Annotated in this window: 12 protein-coding genes and 2 pseudogenes; 10 read left to right on the forward strand and 4 right to left on the reverse strand. The window is 47.4% G+C overall.

Annotated features, from left to right (window positions below; translation table 11 throughout):
* Nucleotides 1–137: 137 nt before the first annotated feature.
* The 4 genes from MHB43_RS16790 to MHB43_RS16805 all read left to right on the forward strand — a co-directional run bounded on the left by MHB43_RS16790 (nucleotide 138) and on the right by MHB43_RS16805 (nucleotide 6,143).
* Nucleotides 138–1,013, forward strand: coding sequence for a fumarylacetoacetate hydrolase family protein (locus MHB43_RS16790; protein WP_221821298.1), 876 nt, complete (start codon nucleotides 138–140; stop codon nucleotides 1,011–1,013).
* A 21-nt stretch (nucleotides 1,014–1,034) separates the two neighbouring features.
* Complete coding sequence (gene gucD / locus MHB43_RS16795) at nucleotides 1,035–2,501, forward strand: alpha-ketoglutaric semialdehyde dehydrogenase GucD (protein WP_339176731.1); 1,467 nt, start codon at nucleotides 1,035–1,037, stop codon at nucleotides 2,499–2,501.
* Nucleotides 2,502–2,517: 16 nt separating this feature from the next.
* Nucleotides 2,518–4,494, forward strand: a complete 1,977-nt coding sequence (locus MHB43_RS16800) for a YjhG/YagF family D-xylonate dehydratase (RefSeq protein ID WP_339176732.1) — start codon at nucleotides 2,518–2,520, stop codon at nucleotides 4,492–4,494.
* A gap of 62 nt (nucleotides 4,495–4,556) precedes the next feature.
* Nucleotides 4,557–6,143: a glycoside hydrolase family 43 protein gene (locus tag MHB43_RS16805; protein WP_221821302.1), complete on the forward strand. Its 1,587-nt coding sequence runs from the start codon at nucleotides 4,557–4,559 to the stop codon at nucleotides 6,141–6,143.
* A gap of 302 nt (nucleotides 6,144–6,445) precedes the next feature.
* Here the strand turns inward: MHB43_RS16805 and MHB43_RS16810 are convergent, their stop codons facing one another.
* Nucleotides 6,446–6,802, reverse strand: a complete 357-nt coding sequence (locus tag MHB43_RS16810) for a DUF3221 domain-containing protein (protein WP_221821303.1) — start codon at nucleotides 6,800–6,802, stop codon at nucleotides 6,446–6,448.
* A 176-nt stretch (nucleotides 6,803–6,978) separates the two neighbouring features.
* Here MHB43_RS16810 and MHB43_RS16815 point away from each other — a divergent pair, with 176 nt between their 5' ends.
* Together MHB43_RS16815 and MHB43_RS16820 are read left to right on the forward strand one after the other, a co-directional pair.
* Complete coding sequence (locus MHB43_RS16815) at nucleotides 6,979–7,278, forward strand: immunity 53 family protein (RefSeq protein ID WP_221821304.1); 300 nt, start codon at nucleotides 6,979–6,981, stop codon at nucleotides 7,276–7,278.
* 80 nt (nucleotides 7,279–7,358) lie between these two features.
* Nucleotides 7,359–8,093 carry a hypothetical protein gene (locus tag MHB43_RS16820; protein ID WP_221821305.1) on the forward strand — a complete coding sequence of 245 codons (735 nt, stop codon included), beginning with the start codon at nucleotides 7,359–7,361 and terminating at the stop codon, nucleotides 8,091–8,093.
* A 110-nt stretch (nucleotides 8,094–8,203) separates the two neighbouring features.
* On the opposite strand, the pseudogene MHB43_RS16825 reads toward MHB43_RS16820, so the two are convergent.
* Nucleotides 8,204–8,347 (reverse strand): annotated as a pseudogene (locus MHB43_RS16825) (L-serine ammonia-lyase, iron-sulfur-dependent, subunit alpha); the annotation flags it as partial.
* 35 nt (nucleotides 8,348–8,382) lie between these two features.
* Here MHB43_RS16825 and MHB43_RS16830 point away from each other — a divergent pair.
* The gene (locus tag MHB43_RS16830) at nucleotides 8,383–8,823 is read left to right on the forward strand and encodes a hypothetical protein (protein ID WP_405132493.1); all 441 of its coding nucleotides are present in this window, start codon (nucleotides 8,383–8,385) and stop codon (nucleotides 8,821–8,823) included.
* On the forward strand, nucleotides 8,744–8,998 hold the full coding sequence (locus MHB43_RS16835) for a helix-turn-helix domain-containing protein (protein WP_405132438.1): 255 nt from the start codon (nucleotides 8,744–8,746) through the stop codon (nucleotides 8,996–8,998). Before MHB43_RS16830 ends, MHB43_RS16835 begins: the two co-directional genes overlap by 80 nt.
* On the opposite strand, the pseudogene MHB43_RS16840 reads toward MHB43_RS16835, so the two are convergent.
* A pseudogene (locus MHB43_RS16840) lies at nucleotides 8,943–9,558 on the reverse strand (TetR/AcrR family transcriptional regulator). The gene MHB43_RS16835 and the pseudogene MHB43_RS16840 sit on opposite strands and share 56 nt — an antisense overlap.
* A 176-nt stretch (nucleotides 9,559–9,734) precedes the next feature.
* Between MHB43_RS16840 and MHB43_RS16845 the strand changes: the two are divergent.
* Nucleotides 9,735–10,472 (forward strand): SDR family NAD(P)-dependent oxidoreductase, encoded by a 738-nt coding sequence (locus MHB43_RS16845; protein WP_076210575.1) that lies wholly within the window; start codon nucleotides 9,735–9,737, stop codon nucleotides 10,470–10,472.
* A 128-nt stretch (nucleotides 10,473–10,600) separates the two neighbouring features.
* On the opposite strand, the gene MHB43_RS16850 is transcribed toward MHB43_RS16845, so the two are convergent.
* Nucleotides 10,601–11,473 (reverse strand): AraC family transcriptional regulator, encoded by an 873-nt coding sequence (locus tag MHB43_RS16850; RefSeq protein ID WP_339176735.1) that lies wholly within the window; start codon nucleotides 11,471–11,473, stop codon nucleotides 10,601–10,603.
* Nucleotides 11,474–11,680: 207 nt separating this feature from the next.
* Between MHB43_RS16850 and MHB43_RS16855 the strand changes: the two genes are divergently transcribed.
* Nucleotides 11,681–18,064, forward strand: a complete 6,384-nt coding sequence (locus tag MHB43_RS16855; protein WP_339176736.1) for a GDSL-type esterase/lipase family protein — start codon at nucleotides 11,681–11,683, stop codon at nucleotides 18,062–18,064.
* The last annotated feature ends 2 nt before the right edge of the window (nucleotides 18,065–18,066 follow it).

The raw sequence follows: 18,066 nt of genomic DNA on the forward strand, positions 1-18,066 counted from the left end.
GGATATAACCTCATCTTAACAGAAAAAAAATGCGTGAAAAGGGTAAATCGTCGGAGTGATTAGAACATCGTCATGAACCATAGCCGGTGCTATGGTAGTATTATCAACCCGATGGGGAAAAATGGAGGCAAGCTTGAATGAGAATTATTCGATTTCTGGACGGACAACAGAAGTGGCTGGCAGCCGTTACGGATGATGAACAAGCGTATCGTTTGCCACAAGCAGATTTTATGACTTTGATCCATCAAGCAAGAAAGCAGGGGATTTCTCCAGTTCAACTTGTTGAAAGCGCTTTTAAACCGTCAAACAAGTTAACTGACGATTGGACTTCCCTGCATCTAATTACTCCATTGGAAGCTCCGGAAGTATGGGCGGCGGGTGTAACTTATCAACGCAGCCGCGAAGCGCGAAATTATGAAGCAACCGAAGGCAAGCTGGATGCAAAAACCTTTTACGATAAAGTTTATGATGCCGAAAGACCGGAGATCTTTTTTAAATCTACAGCAGCCCGCACCGTCGGGCCCAATGAGGCTGTCACACTTCGCAGCGATTCCAATTGGCAGATCCCGGAGCCTGAGCTGGGGTTGGTGCTTGCCGCAGATGGCAGCATTGTGGGATACATCGTTGGCAATGACATGAGCTGCCGCGATATTGAAGGGGAAAACCCGCTGTATCTGCCGCAAGCAAAAATGTGGCGCAATTCCTGCTCGATAGGTCCATCCATTCGTCTGGCGGAAACGGTGCAGAATCCATATGCGTTCAGCATCGTTTGCGAGATATATCGTGAAGCTGAAATAGTTGTCAAAAGCGAGGCAAGCACAAGTGAGTTAAACCGAAAACTCGATGAACTGGTCTCCTTTCTGGCAAGAGATAACGATCTGTTTGACGGTACGGTGTTATTGACAGGCACAAGCATTGTGCCCCCTAATGATTTTACACTTGCACCCGGGGACCGCATTGAAATATCCATTAGCGATATCGGGACACTTATTAATCCAGTCATTTCAAACTAATGTACGAGGAGGATGAATGCAATGACCACATTTCAGGTAGAGCAGACATACAGCAATTACATTAACGGAGAATGGGTGAAGGCGATATCCGGTGAAACCGAACCGAGCATCAACCCGGCGAGTCGGAAGGAGGTAGTTGGTTACGTACCCACCTCAGGCGTAGAGGATCTGAACCGGGCTGTTGCAGCCGCGAAGGAAGCAGCAAAAGATTGGCGGAGGTTATCGGGTGCGGAACGCGGAAACTATCTATTTCAAGCAGCCAATGTGCTGGAACGCCGGGCCGATGAAGTTGCAGAGGCGATGACCAGGGAAATGGGCAAAACACTCCCTGAAGCCAAAGGAGAGACACTGCGTGGTGTCGCGATCTTAAGGTATTACGCCGGAGAAGGCATGCGAAAAACCGGTGATGTCATTCCATCAACGGATAGCGAAGCGCTGATGTTTACGACCCGCGTACCCCTTGGCGTTGTAGGGGTTATTGCTCCTTGGAATTTCCCGGTTGCCATTCCGATCTGGAAAACGGCTCCGGCCTTAATTTACGGTAATACGGTTGTGTTGAAGCCTGCTCAGGAAACTGCGGTCACTGCAGCTAGATTAATGGAGTGTTTTGAAGAGGCGGGCATTCCGGCAGGTGTTCTTAATCTGGTATGTGGCAGAGGCTCAGTGATCGGATCTGCACTTGCTGAGCATCCGGATGTGGGCGGAATAACGTTCACAGGTTCCAATGAAGTGGGCAAACGGGTCGGCGGCGCAGCACTGGCACGTGGGGCCAAGTATCAACTTGAAATGGGTGGGAAAAACCCGATTATTATCGCGGCTGACGCTGACCTGGATTTGGCTGTGGAAGCCACAATCAGCGGAGGGTTGAAATCGACCGGACAAAAATGTACGGCCACCAGCAAAGTCATTATTGAACGAAAAGTATACGATGCCTTCAAAGAAAAACTGCTCTCGCAAATCCAGGAAATTCGACTGGGTGACGGCATGTCTTCTGGAAGCTGGATGGGTCCATGTGCAAGCGAAGGACAGCTCAATACCGTGCTGAGTTACATTCAAAAAGGCCAGGATGAAGGTGCTGTTCTGCTCGCTGGCGGAAAAAGAGGTGACGGTCCGGGACTGGAAGAGGGATTCTATGTGCAGCCTACCGTATTTGAAGGGGTCGAATCCCATATGTCCATCGCCCGGGAAGAAATCTTTGGCCCGGTTCTGGCCTTGATTGCGGTAGATTCCCTGGAGGAAGCGATCGAAGCGGCTAATGATAGCGATTATGGCTTGAGTGCTTCCATCTATACACAGAACGTCGGAGCCATGTTGTCTTTCATCCGGGACATGGATGCAGGACTCGTCAGAATTAATGCAGAAACGGCCGGCGTAGAGCTGCAGGCTCCGTTTGGCGGAATGAAGATGTCGAGTTCACACTCCAGAGAACAGGGGCAAGCGGCTATCGAGTTTTTCACGGCCATCAAAACGGTCTTTGTGAAGTCATAAACTGTGGGAGGCTATCATGTACGAACAGATTACGTCGATTATGGGAGAGACCGCATCCAACTGCTTCGATATCATAGCCCATGCTCCAGGGGCTGCAGGACGTCTGCCTCTAACGGATGATTTGCTGCGGAATGCTCCAAGCGGCGACTTGTTTGGCATGTCCCAGAATGTTGGAATGGGCTGGAAGCCCGGGGATTTGAACGGAAAACAATTTCTGATCTTGAGTACACAAGGTGGCATACGCAATGAAGACGGCAGCCCGGCAGCACTCGGTTACCATACCGGCCACTGGGAGGTCGGCCTACTGATGAAGGCTGCCGCAGAGGAACTCTCAAGCCGGGGAGGAATCCCGTTTGCTGGATATGTCAGCGATCCGTGTGACGGCAGATCACAGGGGACAACCGGCATGTTTGACTCGCTTCCGTACCGGAACGATGCCGCTATGGTATTTCGCAGATTGATTCGCTCGCTGCCAACGCGTAAAGGCGTGCTTGGTGTCGCCACTTGTGACAAAGGTCTTCCAGCGATGATGCTCGCACTTGCTGGAATGCCTCAATTGCCTGGTGTAATCGTTCCCGGTGGCGTCACACTTCCGCCTACCGATGGAGAGGACGCCGGTAAAATTCAGACCATCGGTGCACGGTACGTCAACGGGGAAATTTCTCTGGAAATGGCGTCCGATTTAGGATGTCGAGCTTGTGCTACACCGGGAGGAGGCTGTCAGTTTCTAGGTACCGCTGCTACGGCCCAGGTTGTAGCAGAGGCACTGGGTATGACAGTGCCTCATGCCGCGCTTGCACCTTCCGGGCAGCCCATCTGGTTTGAAATGGCGCGCCAATCGTCACGTGCACTCATCCATATGGAGTCACAGGGGATGAGGATGGCAGACATTGTCACCGATGCATCCATTCGCAATGCGATGACCGTTCATGCCGCGTTTGGCGGATCGACCAATCTGCTTCTTCACATACCGGCGATTGCCCATGCCGCCGGTTTAACCGTACCCACGGTACACGACTGGATACAGGTCAACAAAAATGTTCCAAGGCTGGTTAGCGCCCTACCAAACGGACCGATCTTTTATCCGACCATACGTGTCTTTCAGGCAGGAGGTGTACCGGAGGTCATGCTACACCTCAGACAGCTTGGTCTGTTGGATGAGTCTGTACCAACGGTTACAGGTACTTCATTGGGTCAGGTACTGGACTGGTGGGAATCGTCGGAACGCCGTCATCTCATGCGGACGCAGTTAAAAGAGCAGGACGGTATCGATCCGGACAGTGTCATCATGAGTGTAGAACACGCTCAGCGGCTTGGAATCTCATCGACCGTAACATTTCCAACCGGGAATATCGCTCCAGAAGGTTCTGTCATCAAATCCACCTCTATTGATCCTGCTGTGCTGGATGAGCATGGCGTATACCGTCATCGTGGCAGAGCAAAGGTGTTTACCACTGAACGTGAGGCGATCCATGCGATTAAGACCGGAGGTATTCTGGCTGGCGACGTTGTTGTGCTTCTCGGGCGAGGTCCATCGGGAACTGGAATGGAGGAGACGTACCAGCTTACATCTGCGCTTAAACATTTGCCTTTTGGCAAATACGTGTCACTGATTACGGATGCCCGGTTCTCCGGTGTTTCCACCGGAGCGTGTATTGGTCATGTTGGCCCCGAAGCGCTGGCAGGCGGACCGATTGGCAAGCTGCGGAACGGAGACCTGATTGACATCACGGTTGATCGTAACACGCTGGAGGGCAGCGTTAACTTTGTCGGAGAAGGCGATCTGGAGTTTTCACCGGAAGAAGGCGCTCTCATCCTGGCACAAAGGCCCTTTCATCCAGATATGAGGCCTGATGAAGCTTTGCCGGATGATACAAAGCTCTGGGCTGCATTGCAATCGGTCAGCGGTGGGACTTGGAGAGGGAATATATATGATGTCGAGCGGATCGTAACCGCCCTGGAAGCCGGCAAAAAAGCGCTGGGCTGGTACTGATATCCACCTTTTGTGTATCTGTTGTTGTACAGATCATTACTTTCATACCGGAGGTTTCTTCCATGAATAAGATCCAGAAAATGATCACCAATCCCATCCTTCCCGGTTTCCATCCCGATCCGTCCATCTGCCGAGCAGGGGAGGATTATTATATCGCCACTTCCACCTTTGAATGGTTCCCTGGTGTACGGATTCACCATTCCCGGGATCTGGTTCATTGGCGGCCCATCGCTTCTCCGCTGACTCGTGTAACGCAGTTGAACATGGAGGGCAACATTAATTCCGGAGGCGTATGGGCACCCTGTCTTAGTTACGACAACGGTGTGTTTTACCTGATATACACCGATGTCAAAAGCCGGGTAGGCGCTTTTAAAGATACCCACAATTACCTTGTGACAGCAACGGATATCGAGGGCCCTTGGTCCGATCCGGTGTATCTGAACAGCAGCGGTTTTGATCCTTCCCTGTTTCATGATGAAGACGGGCGTAAGTGGCTGGTGAATATGATATGGGATCATCGTAAGGACAAAAATCGGTTTGCAGGCATCGTTCTTCAGGAATATTCTGTCCAGGAACATAAGCTGATCGGACCGGCCATGAACATATTTAAGGGAACAGAACTAGGCCTGACCGAAGCACCACACCTGTACAAACACAACGACTATTATTATCTCATTACGGCTGAAGGTGGAACCGGTTATGAGCATGCGGTTACCGCTGCACGTTCCCGTACGTTACAAGGTCCTTATGAGGTCGATCCTGCCAATCCGATCCTCACTTCATACGGCAGACCGGATTTAGCTCTGCAAAAGGCAGGCCACGGTAGTCTGGTCGAAACGCATACCGGCGAATGGTACATGGCTCATCTGGTTGGACGACCCGTTCATCACAAATATTGCATTCTTGGACGTGAGACTGCACTTCAGCCGTGTACGTGGAGTGAGGACGGCTGGCTGAGACTTGCGAGCGGTGACCGATATCCGGAGGTTCAGGTGCCTGCACCGAAGATCCCGTCACATCCATTTGAACCGATTACTGAAATGGATCACTTTGATCAATTTGAGCTTCGGCAGGATTGGAATACACTTCGTATTCCACCCGATTCGACTTGGCTCAGCTTGACGGAACGTCCCGGTTACTTGCGTTTGCACGGCATGGAGTCGATGAGTTCAACGCACAGGCAAAGCATGATCGCACGCAGACTTCAGGCATTGGAGTGTGAAGCCGAGACATGTCTGGAATTTGCGCCGGACCATCCACAACAAATGGCAGGATTGATTTTGTACTACGATACCCAGGACTATCTCTACTTACGTGTAACTTATCATGAAGAGAAAGGGCACTGCCTGGGGATTATTCAGTCCAAATACGGGGTATACGACGAACTGCTGGAGGATATTCCGCTAGAGTCGGTGAGCACGCTCCGTTTAAAGGCTGTGGTAGATCAAGATCGCGCCCGCTTTTATTATGCGTTAAATAGTGATTCATCCTGGAATACAGCAGGCGGGTGGATTGATATCACACATCTGTCCGATGAATCTCCGGAGTATATCCGGTTTACGGGAACCTATATCGGTCTTTGTGTGCAGGATCTTGGCGGAACCCGAAAACATGCCGATTTTGATTACTTTATGTATAAGGAAATATAGCATGCAGCTGGTGTATTGGAAAACATGTGACGGTCTTTTTGGAAGGAGCAGGGGACAATCCAAAGAGGACCAAATCACATATTTATCCATGTGAAATTAAAAATCATCAGCGGATTTTAATTTTAATAAGGCACATCTTCCATATAAATCAGTTGATATGGTTGGGACAATGATGGAAATAGAGGCCCGTCGGATTTAACCGCGCGAGATTTAACTCCGAACTTTTGAACCCAAAATGATAAAAAGTCCTTACGTTCACTTGAAACGTTAAGGACTTTTTATCGTTTGGCAATAGAAAAATCTCAGCCTATTTTTTCAATACTCACAACCGTTCTAATGGGTGGCGAGGGTTCTAGTTGGTCAAAGCCAGTAGTAATTCTTACTCTTTGCCCTACCTCAATTGTTTCATATGTTTCTCTATTGACCGAATAATACGAACCTTCCTGGTCTTGTGCTAGTTTTATAAAATCCTCAAGATTTCCATTCTCCAGATCTTCCTTACTTATATTTTGTAGTACAAGAAATTTATACTTGTCATTTTCATCTGTTTTAAATACTACAGTGCCCTCGAAAACTGGATAATTCTCTTTCTCATCCTTGTTAGAACAGCCCGCAAGTATAGTCATACTAATGAAGATAAACAATATTATTTTTTTCATAATAACCTCCTTGATTTGAAATAAAGTTTTCCCCTTGCTTTTAAGTATACCCTACATAAAAAAAGCAAATTATTACTAAAAGGTAATTCATACGAGAAAAGTATGAAACATCGCTTGAGGATTCCTTTAAATAATAAGTTCCTAGAGTCGAAAAAACAAAAAAAGAGGTCACGACGATGGATAGCCTAAAATGGATTCAAAGCTGGTATTATGAAAATTGTGACGGCGATTGGGAGCATTCATACGGTGTGCGAATTGATACGGTGGATAATCCTGGTTGGTCTGTCGAAATCGATTTGTCGGATACATATTTAGAAGATGTGCCATTTGATTCGATTGAAGAAGAGAGAAATGAACAAGATTGGTTCTACTGTATCGTGAGAGATGGAGTGTTTCACAGTGCAGGGGGAGCAAAAAATTTAGAAGAGATGCTTAATTGCTTCAAAAATTGGGCTTCGAATTTGGATAGAAATTAATGATGAACTGACTGAGGATGAGGCCTTGATTGGCTAAATGCCTTTTAGTTTTTTTATTTATAAACCATGGAGAGGATCAGATGATGTATCTAAAAGAATTCAATTTAGATTTACCGTATATTGTAGATGATGAAAATATTGAATCTATAATGAAAGAGCAAAATTGCGATCGCAACGAAGCTACAAAATTAGATTATGCGTTGAATTGGAAATGGAAAAGACGCTCTTTTAGCTTGGAAACTCGCTGTATTACAGCGATGTATGAACGTCTGTTGGGGAAATACAAAACGAAAGATTGTTGGAAAGTCCTAATAGAATGTGTAGAAAACATTACGGATGAACGGATTGTTAACGATTCTGGTGTGTGTTCGGTACCGATCCAATTTAGTTTGAATGATTTTAGTGCAAAAAATGAACTGGAGAAAAAAAAGACTACGCTTCGACTGCTAATGGAAGGCATAGAGAAACTTGCTCTACGTAATAATTGGGAGATTGATCCATTTAGGGAGATAGCTTTGCAAATCGAGGAGTTAGATTATGTAAATGAATGGACTTGGAAAAAGGATGTGAAGAGCCCTAATAAAAAGTACAATGCTAGAGTCATATGTCATCATAATGTAGATAGCATGGATATATTCCTATCTATTTTACAACGTGATGGTACGGAAGTACTTGTAGAGAAGGTCATATCAGAACAACCAGATGAATTTGCCTATGCTGAACATCTAGGTGAACTTACATGGGTATCTGATTTTGAAGTTGCTTTAATTAATAAAACAGGTACTGAAAGGCACTCTGTAACCCTGAAATATTAATTATTTGGCCGCTAAAAAACATTGTCCAGCTGGTGTCATGGTAACTTTTATTATTAGGCATGCTTTTATCTTGAGGTTGGATTCCTCTCGTATAAATGACATGCCCGTTTTTATTTATGCTGTAAATTTCTTGTGATTTTGCGTCCTGTTGGTGTCTGGGCGAGGCCGCCGGCTGCTGTTTCGCGAAGAGATTCAGACATGGCTGATCCAACCTCCATCATGACCTGCACTACCTCATCCGAAGGGATGACGGCTGCATACGGTTATCCCTTATGAGTGCTTAGGTGGGTTGTGGAGGTATGACCCTGCGATCGAAGCGTTAATGGTCAAGGCAAGAGTATCCATGACCTTTGTGGATTTTACAGAGGATTATTGGCAGAAGTCTGGGGAGATCGGAATCGTTCCTTCAACCTCCATCGTGGTGGGACTGCTGGAATTTGCGGAGTGGACGGGATACCAGGAAGCGGACAAGGCGCTTGCATACCAGAAGACAAGAAGAGAACAGGGGACGATCCGATATACGGATATCGGTGTTAACTGGTTGTTTATCCGGCAAACGGCTGAGGATTTGAATGCGTTTATGGCAGAAGTATTCACTTCGGCCTGCCAAAGGGCAGACCGGTGGGATAGAAGAAACACTGATGACGTATATGGCGTGTGGAGGTTATGCGGTCCAAGCTGCGGCAGCACTTCATATTCATATCAATACTTTGTATCAGCGTATTCATAAAATCGAAGAGATTCTGGGCATGTCCCTGAGTGATCAGGAGCATCTGCTCCACCGCAACAGGCCTGTTATCTCAAGCAGACATCTCGTTCATCGTGATGTTCAAATCAACTTACTCGAAATCACGCCTCAAACCTGTCACCCACATAATGAAAAGAGTGAATATGCGTTTTGGTGAGTTCAATCACGTTTTTGATAAATGCCTCGCGTGATTCATGATATCCGCTTAATATCCAATTGTTCAACAGTCCAAAAAAAACCGTAGGCGGTATAGTACTTGAAATAATCCATGTTCACTGGGGAGTTGTTGATCGTCTCAAAGACAAATTGCTCCTGATAGATTTTGAGTATGGTTTGTGGAAAGCCTGTATGTAGACCGGGTAACGTATCATCGTATTGAATCAGTTCGAAGAAGTCACGGTGCTCGTAGATATAATCCACGATTTGAAAAGATTCGGCATCCAGCTTGTTGGTTGAGACCTTTTGACCGTGCCAATAGGGTTTGCCTACTGCGCCCCTCAATCCTTCGAGTGTCATAGTCAACAACTCTTCGGCGAGAATATATTTATCCTGGTAGTGTAAATAAAACGTGCTGCGATTATAACCCGCCTGATCAACGATGTCTTTGACAGAAACACCATGGAATCCTTTTTTCTTAATGAGCTGAATCAGAGCAGCTTTTAGGTGCTCCTTGGTTCGATTACGATGTTGAGATGTCACAGTAAGTTCATTATTCATTCAAAAAAACTCCTATAAATATAGACATAGTTTTATAAAGTGTCTACGAGGTAGACACTTGGTCACATCTTAATGATTGGATTGGTACAATTTTAAGCATAGAATTAGTTTTGTAAACATCATATAGCACTATTTATATAGGCGCTATTCAAAATATTATACTGGGGGATTTATTCATGGGCAAACTTCAAGATAAAGTTGCAGTCATCACAGGAGGAGCATCCGGAATTGGTGCAGCGACAGCTCGCTTATTCGTTTCCGAAGGAGCTAAAGTGGTCTTGGTGGATCTAAATGAAGAAAAAGGCAAGGCGTTTGAGCAGGAACTGAAAGCGCTTAAAGCAGAGGCTCTCTTTATTAAAGCAAACATAACAAGTGAAGAAGAGGTTTCTGAGATTTTCAAACAAACCGTAGAAGCATTTGGTCAAGTGGATATCGTATTCAACAATGCGGGAATCGGGCGTGTTCATCCGACGCATGAACTTGATTATGCCGAATGGCGCAATACAGTCAATGTTGACCTGGACGGCGTATTCTTGGTTGCTCGTGAATCGATTCGCGAAATGCTCAAAATTGGTGGAGGTACAATCGTCAACACGGCTTCCATGTACGGATGGGTTGGTTCGCCTGGCTCTGCAGCCTACAATGCAGCTAAAGGCGGCGTTGTAAACCTGACTCGTTCGCTGGCGCTGGAGTATGCTGAGCAGAATATTCGGGTGAACTCCCTTTGCCCTGGCTTCATCGATACACCAATTATCCCGGAAGAGAGCAAACAAGCACTTTCTGCGGCAACACCAATGAAACGTCTGGGTCAAGCAGAAGAGATGGCAAAAGCCGTTCTGTTCCTAGCTAGCGACGATTCTTCATATATGACAGGAAATAGCCTGATCATAGACGGAGGATACACCGCTCAATAAGTGCAGCAATTATTGAAGCACACAAAGAACATAGTCCCATTAAAAGTCGCTATTCTAGCGGCTTTTTTTATTGTATTGGTATAAGAGCAGTTCCCAATCCAAGGACAACTGGCAAACAGCGAGTTTAGCTATTCATAATAGATGGCCTCATAAGGAAACTCTAACTTATTCAAGCGATATTCTTTGGGTGACATGGACATATATTGCCGAAAAACTTTGCCGAAATAACTGGGACTCTCAAACCCGCATTGTTGACCAATTTGGGAAATCGGAAGTTCCGTTGTGCGGAGTAGTCGGATTGCAACCTCAATGCGTCTGTCTTTGAGATAGGCTAGCGGTGATGTTTTCTCCGATTTCTGAAATAACCTGCACAAGTAGTGTTTATTGATATCGCAATGGCTGGCTAGAAGATCCAACGTCAATGGAGATGCATAATTCTCTCGGATGAACTTTTTACATTTCTCAATTGTTGTTATGGATAGGGCACCGATATCCTTCTCCGCATCCCGACTCGTCTGTACCAGGATAAGCAACCACCGATAGACTTGCATGGACAAGCGATACTTGTCCGTAACTTTCTCTTGATGAATCAAATGGATAATTTGCCATAACTCTTGAATCAAGGGAGAGTCCGCGTTTCGTCGAATGACATGCCCCTCATTATCATGCATCATATCCCAGATTCGGTTAGCTTCATCCCCGCGAATGTTGATCCATATAAATTCCCATGGTTCGTTGTTTTCTTGTTTATAGTAATAGCAATGTTCTCCGGAGATTTTAACAAGTAGGGCATGTCCCTTTGGTAAAGGAATCGTTTGATTTTCAATATCCAGATAACCCTGGCCATTAAGCGTGTATTGAAAAACGACGTGCCCCGGGTCCGGTCTACCATCACTTGGACAACGATATTCCTCGCTAGAAACGATCTGCCATCCAATAGAGTCCAGTGTCATGATTGATGTATCGTCATTACGAAAAGCATAAGAAACCGTATGAACCATCGTTTCATCTCCTTCCTAAAAAAGTCAATTATCTTATATAATACGTCACATTTTTTAGATTGTCTGTCTTTTTTTAGACCTGTAAGATAAATGTAAGCGGTAACATATAAGGGGGTGGCTATAAATTGTGTTCAAATGACAACAATCTGGGCAGGGTCGAACTGATGATTCTAAAAATGAATTTTTAGATAAGGGGGAGTTAATCGAATGATCCGAAGAACTGTTTCCATCCAGAAATCGATGTTGGTCTCTTTTTTAGCACTCCTTATGGTTATTTCACTGGCTGTTCCTCCGGCGCCGATACGTGCAGAGTCATCAAGCAGCCTGCCGGGTCGCCAAGGAGAGTATCTTAACCGGGGGTTGGTTGCGGTTCTTGTAGACAACGGCGTTTTTATAAGCTGGAGGTATTTAAACAACGATCCAGATGATATCGCTTTCAATATATATAAAAATGGAACTAAAGTGAACACATCACCCATAAGCGATGTGACAAACTACGTGGACACCACTGGTTTCGACAGCTCGCAATATCAGATCTCCACCGTTATTGCAGGCAAAGAGCAAATGCAACCAGAGGTTGTATCAGTCTGGCATAACGATTATCTGCCTATTCCGCTCGATAAACCGGCCGATGGTCGGACTAAGGATGGCGGAACGTACTCCTATTATGCTGGAGATGCTTCCGTAGCTGACTTGGACGGGGATGGCGAGTATGAAATTGTCTTCCTGTGGAGTCCAAGCAATTCCAAGGACAATTCGCAGGCCGGTTATACGGGGAATGTCTATATCGATGCCATCAAGCTGGATGGCACAAAGCTGTGGAGGATTGACCTGGGAGTCAACATCCGCGCCGGAGCGCATTATACGCAGTTAATGGTGTATGACCTCGATGGCAATGGAAAGGCTGAGGTTGTTGTCAAGACGGCGGACGGCACAAAGGACGGCCAAGGCACGGTCATTGGTGACGGCACGAAGGATTATCGCAACGACGGCGGATACATACTTTCAGGTCCAGAATATCTCACGCTGTTTAACGGTGAGACTGGCGCGGCTCTATCCACCGTGAATTATGATCCGCCAAGAGGCAACGTCAGTGATTGGGGTGACGGCTATGGCAACCGTGTAGACCGTTTCCTTGGCGGCATCGCTTATCTGGACGGTACGAAGCCAAGTGTCGTGATGAGCCGGGGTTATTATACCCGCACAGTGCTTGTTGCTTATGATTATGTTGGCGGGGAACTCGTCAAGCGCTGGACGTTCGACACGAATGAAGCAGGATCACAATATCAATCACAGGGCAACCACAATCTAAGTGTGCTGGATGTTGACAAGGACGGCAAGGACGAAATTATGTTTGGCGCCTTGGCCATTGACGATGACGGCAGCTTGATGTACAGCACCGGACTCGGGCACGGTGACGCCATGCACGCCGGCCAGCTCGATCCGAACCGGGAGGGCTATCAGGTCGTAAGTGTGCACGAGCATTCCGATGCGGCATACGGGCTGGAGATGCGCGATGCGGCAACAGGTGAAATCCTCTGGGGTGAGAAAACAGGTTTTGACACCGGCCGCGGGATGTCGGCGGACATTGATCCGAACTATCCGGGTTACGAATCATGGGCCACGACCGTTACCAATGGGCAAAGTGTACCTGTAACCAATACCTATTCAGCAGCCGGAGAGGCTATCTACACTGTGGACGAAGGGCCCAAAACCGCCAATTTCGCCATCTGGTGGGATGGAGATCTTCAGCGGGAGCTGTTGGACCATGAGTGGGATAATAGCACAGCCAAAGGAATTCCGCTCATCTACAAGTGGGATTACCAAAACAAAAAGCTGAATGAAATCTTCCGGGCAACCGGTACATTAACGAACAACCATACCAAAGGCAATCCGGCACTCCAGGCGGACATTCTGGGCGACTGGCGTGAGGAGCTTCTGCTGCGGAGCGAAGATAGTTCAGAGTATCGTCTCTACACAACGACCATTCCTTCAGACTACCGCATCCCTACGCTGATGCAGGACCCTGTGTATCGACTTGGCGTAGCCTGGCAAAATGTATCCTACAACCAGCCGCCTCATACCGGTTTTTACCTTGGAGCGGAAGCTACAGCATTCCCTAAAGCCGATCTGGCGCTGACTCGTGAAGCTGAAATGCTGGAGCCGGTCTACCGCTTTAATTTCGGTACAGAGACTGCGTCGGGAAGTACAAACATACAGGATACGCTCTACACACAAGATCCGGGATACGGCTTCAAGGATACAAGTGGTGTTACGGTAGGGGCAAACCAGGTTTCGGTCGCGGCAGGCACGACATTTGCCGTTGATCTGCCCAATGCGAACTATAAGGTGACGCTGCGATTGGGCAATGATGCAAATGACTCGAACGTTGGAGTCAAATCTGAATTCGTTCAGAAGCTCGCCGTAACCAATGTGACAGCAGGAGCACCGCTGGAGTATTCCTATGATGTTGCATTAGTGGATGGACAGCTCGATCTTCTCTTCACAGGGACAGCCATAGACATTCAAGATGTCATCATCGAGAAGTATCCAGAGAAAGCGGCTGGTGCGGCAACAACGATCTATATGGCTGGTGATTCAACCATGCAATCGTACAGTGAAGCGCAGGCTCCTCAAGAAGGATGGGGCCAGCAGTTCGGACGTTATTTCTCCAATGGGGCAGTCGTCGTGAACGATGCGATCGGCGGTCGAAGCAGCAAATCGTTTATGGTAGATGGTCGTCTGGATACCATCCTGCAGCGAATTAAGCCGGGAGACTTCTTCTTCATTTCCTTTGGTCATAACGACGCGAGTGCAGGAATACCGGACCGGTATGCATCCCCTGAGGATTATAAGATCTACTTAGCTCGTTATGTAAACGGTGCCAAACAGCGCGGCGCTACACCGGTATTGCTCACTCCGGTTGGACGCAGAGATTTCAACACGGTGACTCAAGAATTCAACGTCAGCTTCCCGGCATACGTTCAGGCTGCCAAAGAAGTGGCGGAGGAGCAGGACGTGCCGCTGATTGATCTCAGCAAGTTGAGTATTGCGTACTACGACAAAATTGGTAATACAGCTACGGAGAAAGTGTTCCTCTATGCTAATCCGGGTGAATATCCGAAATACCCGAATGGGATCAACGATAATACGCATTTCAGCAGCTATGGTGCACAGAAAATTGCCGGACTCGTTGCTGGTGCGGTCAAAGACATGGAGCTGAACATTTCGCCGCTGGTCATCGACCCGGATATTTCCGAACCCGAGCCAGAGCCGGAAATCCAACTATATGAGGAGGATTTTGAAGGCGACGCTGCCGGTTACCAGTATGCGATGGTCAATGCCACGGGTATTGGAGGAACCATGACGGGGACCGTTGTTGAACAGTCCGGAAATAAGGTCCTGTCCGTCGCGGGGTCAGGTTCAGGCAATAGGGCCAAAGTATTCCGTCTGTTTGATGCCGTAAACGGCGATCAGGTGAACGTGAACTTTGACTGGCAATCCGGTAATGTGAGTGCCTATCCATCAGAAGGTCATCTCACGATTCAGGATTCTAACGAAAATGCCCTGTTCACGCTGTATACCAAAACCGGAAGCACCAAAATTCATTATTTTGTCGGTGCATATAATCCGGACTATGGCACAGGGGATACAGCCATACCAGAAGGGGGAACGGCTACAGATATTACCAAGAACCAGTGGGTCAATGTGGATGCAACCGTTAATTTTGCCGAGAAAACACTGGATCTGACATTAACGAATCTGGCCGATCCGACAGTTACCCAAACGATTGCTGATATCTCGCTGAGTTCCAGCGCATATGCGGACAACGTCAGATCCATGCGATTCCTGGGAACGAGAAAAGGTGGTGGAGGCACGTTGAACTGGACTACCCAGATCGACAACGTGCGAATTGAAGGCACTCAGCTCACTTCGGAGGACGGCGATCAGACAGCCTTAATCGCCCTGTACGATGAGATCAAAGCACTGAATCTGTCGGATTATACAGATGCATCGAAGGCCGTGGTGAATCGGGCTTTGGCAGCTGCGGAAGCTATATTCAATACGGAAGCCACGCAGGCTCAAGTTGACCATGCGTTTAACATGTTAACTGTTGCGAAGGAGTCATTAACAAGTGAACCGAGCGAAGAGATAAGCGATTACAAATTTGACTTTGGTTCTGGCAGCGCAGCCGATGGATACATCAAGGTAGGTGCGAAAAGAGCTTACATTGAAGGCAACGGGTACGGTTTTGCCGATACAGCGCTGACCAAAGATGAGAACCGGGAAACCGGAGACTCTCTCAAAGAGGATTTCACACGAGTAAACGGTACCTCTTTCCTGGTGGAAATGGAGCCGGCGAATTACCGGGTAACAATGACCATCGGGGATGCAGGGGAATTGACCAGCGCAAATGTCGTTGCAGAGCAGATGACAAAGCTGCCGCTTACAAGCATTGCCAAAGGCGAATTCAAAGAAATCACGTATGACATTGCCCTGATCGATGGGGTCTTTAACTTCAACTTCACCGGAAATGCACCAAAGATCAATGCGTTGAAGCTGGAGCGTCTGCCAGATCACAGTGCAAGCGATAAACCTGTTATTTATTTGGCCAGCGATTCCACTGTAGCCAATTACGCGGAAAACTATCGTCCGCAAGCGGGCTGGGGAGAAACGTTGGGTGGATATTTTGTTCCGAATGAAGTCAGTATTGATAACCGGGCAGTTGGAGGTTTGAGCAGTAAAACCTTCCTTGTCGGTGGATATCTCAACGATATTTTACTCGACATTCAAGAAGGCGATTATCTGTTCATGCAGTGGTCTCATAATGATTCCACACCGTCCCGTCCAGAGCGTTATCTTACACCAGAGCAGTTTAAGGTATATCTGAAAGAATACATTAACGGTGCTCAGCAGAGAGGTGCGATTCCAGTTCTGGTCACGCCAGTGAACCGCCGTGACTTTACCCGAGAAGTGCTGAACAAAAGCTTCCCGGAATACGTACAGGCGATGAAAGAAACGGCGCAGGAAACGGAGACGCTCATCATTGATCTGAACCAAGCCAGTTGGGAGCATTTCCAGGAGCTTGGCACAGAAGGAACCAAATCGATATTCATGTGGGTAGGCTCAACCGAGGACAATACACATTTGCAAATGAACGGTGCAATCAAGGTATCTGAACTCGTGGCACGCCTTGTGAAGGAATTGAATATTCCGCTATCTGATTTGGTTACGTTGGAAGGGGAAACTCCGGAGCAGGAAGCGCCGCATACTACGGCAACTGTGGAAGGAGAATTGCAGAACGGCTGGTATACTTCTCCGGCACAAGTAACCTTCACAGCAAGCGATGAAGATTCCGAAATCGAAGGGACCTATTATCAAATCAATGGTGGTGAAACGGTGAGTGGCACACAGTTGACCCTAACTGAAGAAGGTACACATACCATCACCTACTGGAGTGTCGATGTTGACGGTAACAAAGAGAGTGAACAGTCTTTGTCCATATCCATTGATCTCGTACCTCCAACCATTGAAATTCATGGTCAAACCGAGTACACCATTGATCAGCATGTGGAAATTGGATATACAGCTTCCGATTCGGTATCCGGTGTGGAAGAACCGGAGGGTGTGCTTCTCGACACTCCTGCGTATACATTGGAACCCGGTCTGAACCAGGTTACGGCAACGGTCTCCGATTTGGCTGGTTGGGAACAGACGGTAGAATATCGTTTTGGCGTTATTGCTACATTCGACAGCCTGATTAATCTGACCAACGCCTTTGCTGATGAATCGATCGATCCTAGTGCTGGTGTTCTAGCTAATCAACTCACAAACACGTTACAGCAAGCCAAACAGGCAGCAAACGATCGTGAAGGAGCAAAAGCGCGTCAATTGCTTGCATCCTACGGTAATGACGTTCAAGCAGCTAGAGGAAACGTATTTACGGATGAGCAGGCAAGTGTGCTGATTAAGTGGGAGGAATGGCTCCATCAGACAACACCACTTGCAAACGGTGCCCCTGGCACTCCGGTGTTATCTGATAATAATGGTTACGACACTGGGCTCAAAGACGGAGACTATACAATCACGATGAATCTATGGTGGGGGAATAACGGCAATCAGTTCAACCTGTATGAGAATGGTGAATTGATTAAAGAAATTTCTCTGGTCGATCAATCCCCGTCCGCCCAGTCTGTTCAAGTGGATATTACTGGACAGAAAAATGGCACCTATACCTATACTGGAGAATTGATCAATGCACTGGGTTCAACCATGAGTGTTCCACTGACAGTCATCGTCACAGATGCTTCCCCAGGGCAAGCGGTTCTGTCGAATGACAACTGGGACGGTGACGGCAACTATAATGTCACCATGAATCTGTGGTGGGGAATAAACGCAACCGAATATGAACTTTACGAAAATGGTGTATTGATCGACACACAATCGCTTCAATCCAATACGCCTAGTGCACAGTCTGCAGTTACGGCAATCTCTGGAAGGGCACCTGGAATCTACGAGTATGAAGCGGTACTTCGCAATCCCTCAGGGGAAACCAGATCACACAAATTAAATGTGACGGTACGAGAGTAGAC

It is taken from the genome of Paenibacillus sp. FSL H8-0317 (genome assembly GCF_045040685.1).
Taxonomy (GTDB): domain Bacteria; phylum Bacillota; class Bacilli; order Paenibacillales; family Paenibacillaceae; genus Paenibacillus.

Bases quoted from the DNA above. Each gene is read 5' to 3' on its own strand.
- MHB43_RS16790 (WP_221821298.1), top strand. From the start codon at position 138: ATGAGAATTATTCGATTTCTGGACGGACAACAGAAGTGGCTGGCAGCC.
- gucD (WP_339176731.1), top strand. From the start codon at position 1,035: ATGACCACATTTCAGGTAGAGCAGACATACAGCAATTACATTAACGGA.
- MHB43_RS16800 (WP_339176732.1), top strand. From the start codon at position 2,518: ATGTACGAACAGATTACGTCGATTATGGGAGAGACCGCATCCAACTGC.
- MHB43_RS16805 (WP_221821302.1), top strand. From the start codon at position 4,557: ATGAATAAGATCCAGAAAATGATCACCAATCCCATCCTTCCCGGTTTC.
- MHB43_RS16810 (WP_221821303.1), bottom strand. From the start codon at position 6,802: ATGAAAAAAATAATATTGTTTATCTTCATTAGTATGACTATACTTGCG.
- MHB43_RS16815 (WP_221821304.1), top strand. From the start codon at position 6,979: ATGGATAGCCTAAAATGGATTCAAAGCTGGTATTATGAAAATTGTGAC.
- MHB43_RS16820 (WP_221821305.1), top strand. From the start codon at position 7,359: ATGATGTATCTAAAAGAATTCAATTTAGATTTACCGTATATTGTAGAT.
- MHB43_RS16835 (WP_405132438.1), top strand. From the start codon at position 8,744: ATGGCGTGTGGAGGTTATGCGGTCCAAGCTGCGGCAGCACTTCATATT.
- MHB43_RS16845 (WP_076210575.1), top strand. From the start codon at position 9,735: ATGGGCAAACTTCAAGATAAAGTTGCAGTCATCACAGGAGGAGCATCC.
- MHB43_RS16850 (WP_339176735.1), bottom strand. From the start codon at position 11,473: ATGGTTCATACGGTTTCTTATGCTTTTCGTAATGACGATACATCAATC.
- MHB43_RS16855 (WP_339176736.1), top strand. From the start codon at position 11,681: ATGATCCGAAGAACTGTTTCCATCCAGAAATCGATGTTGGTCTCTTTT.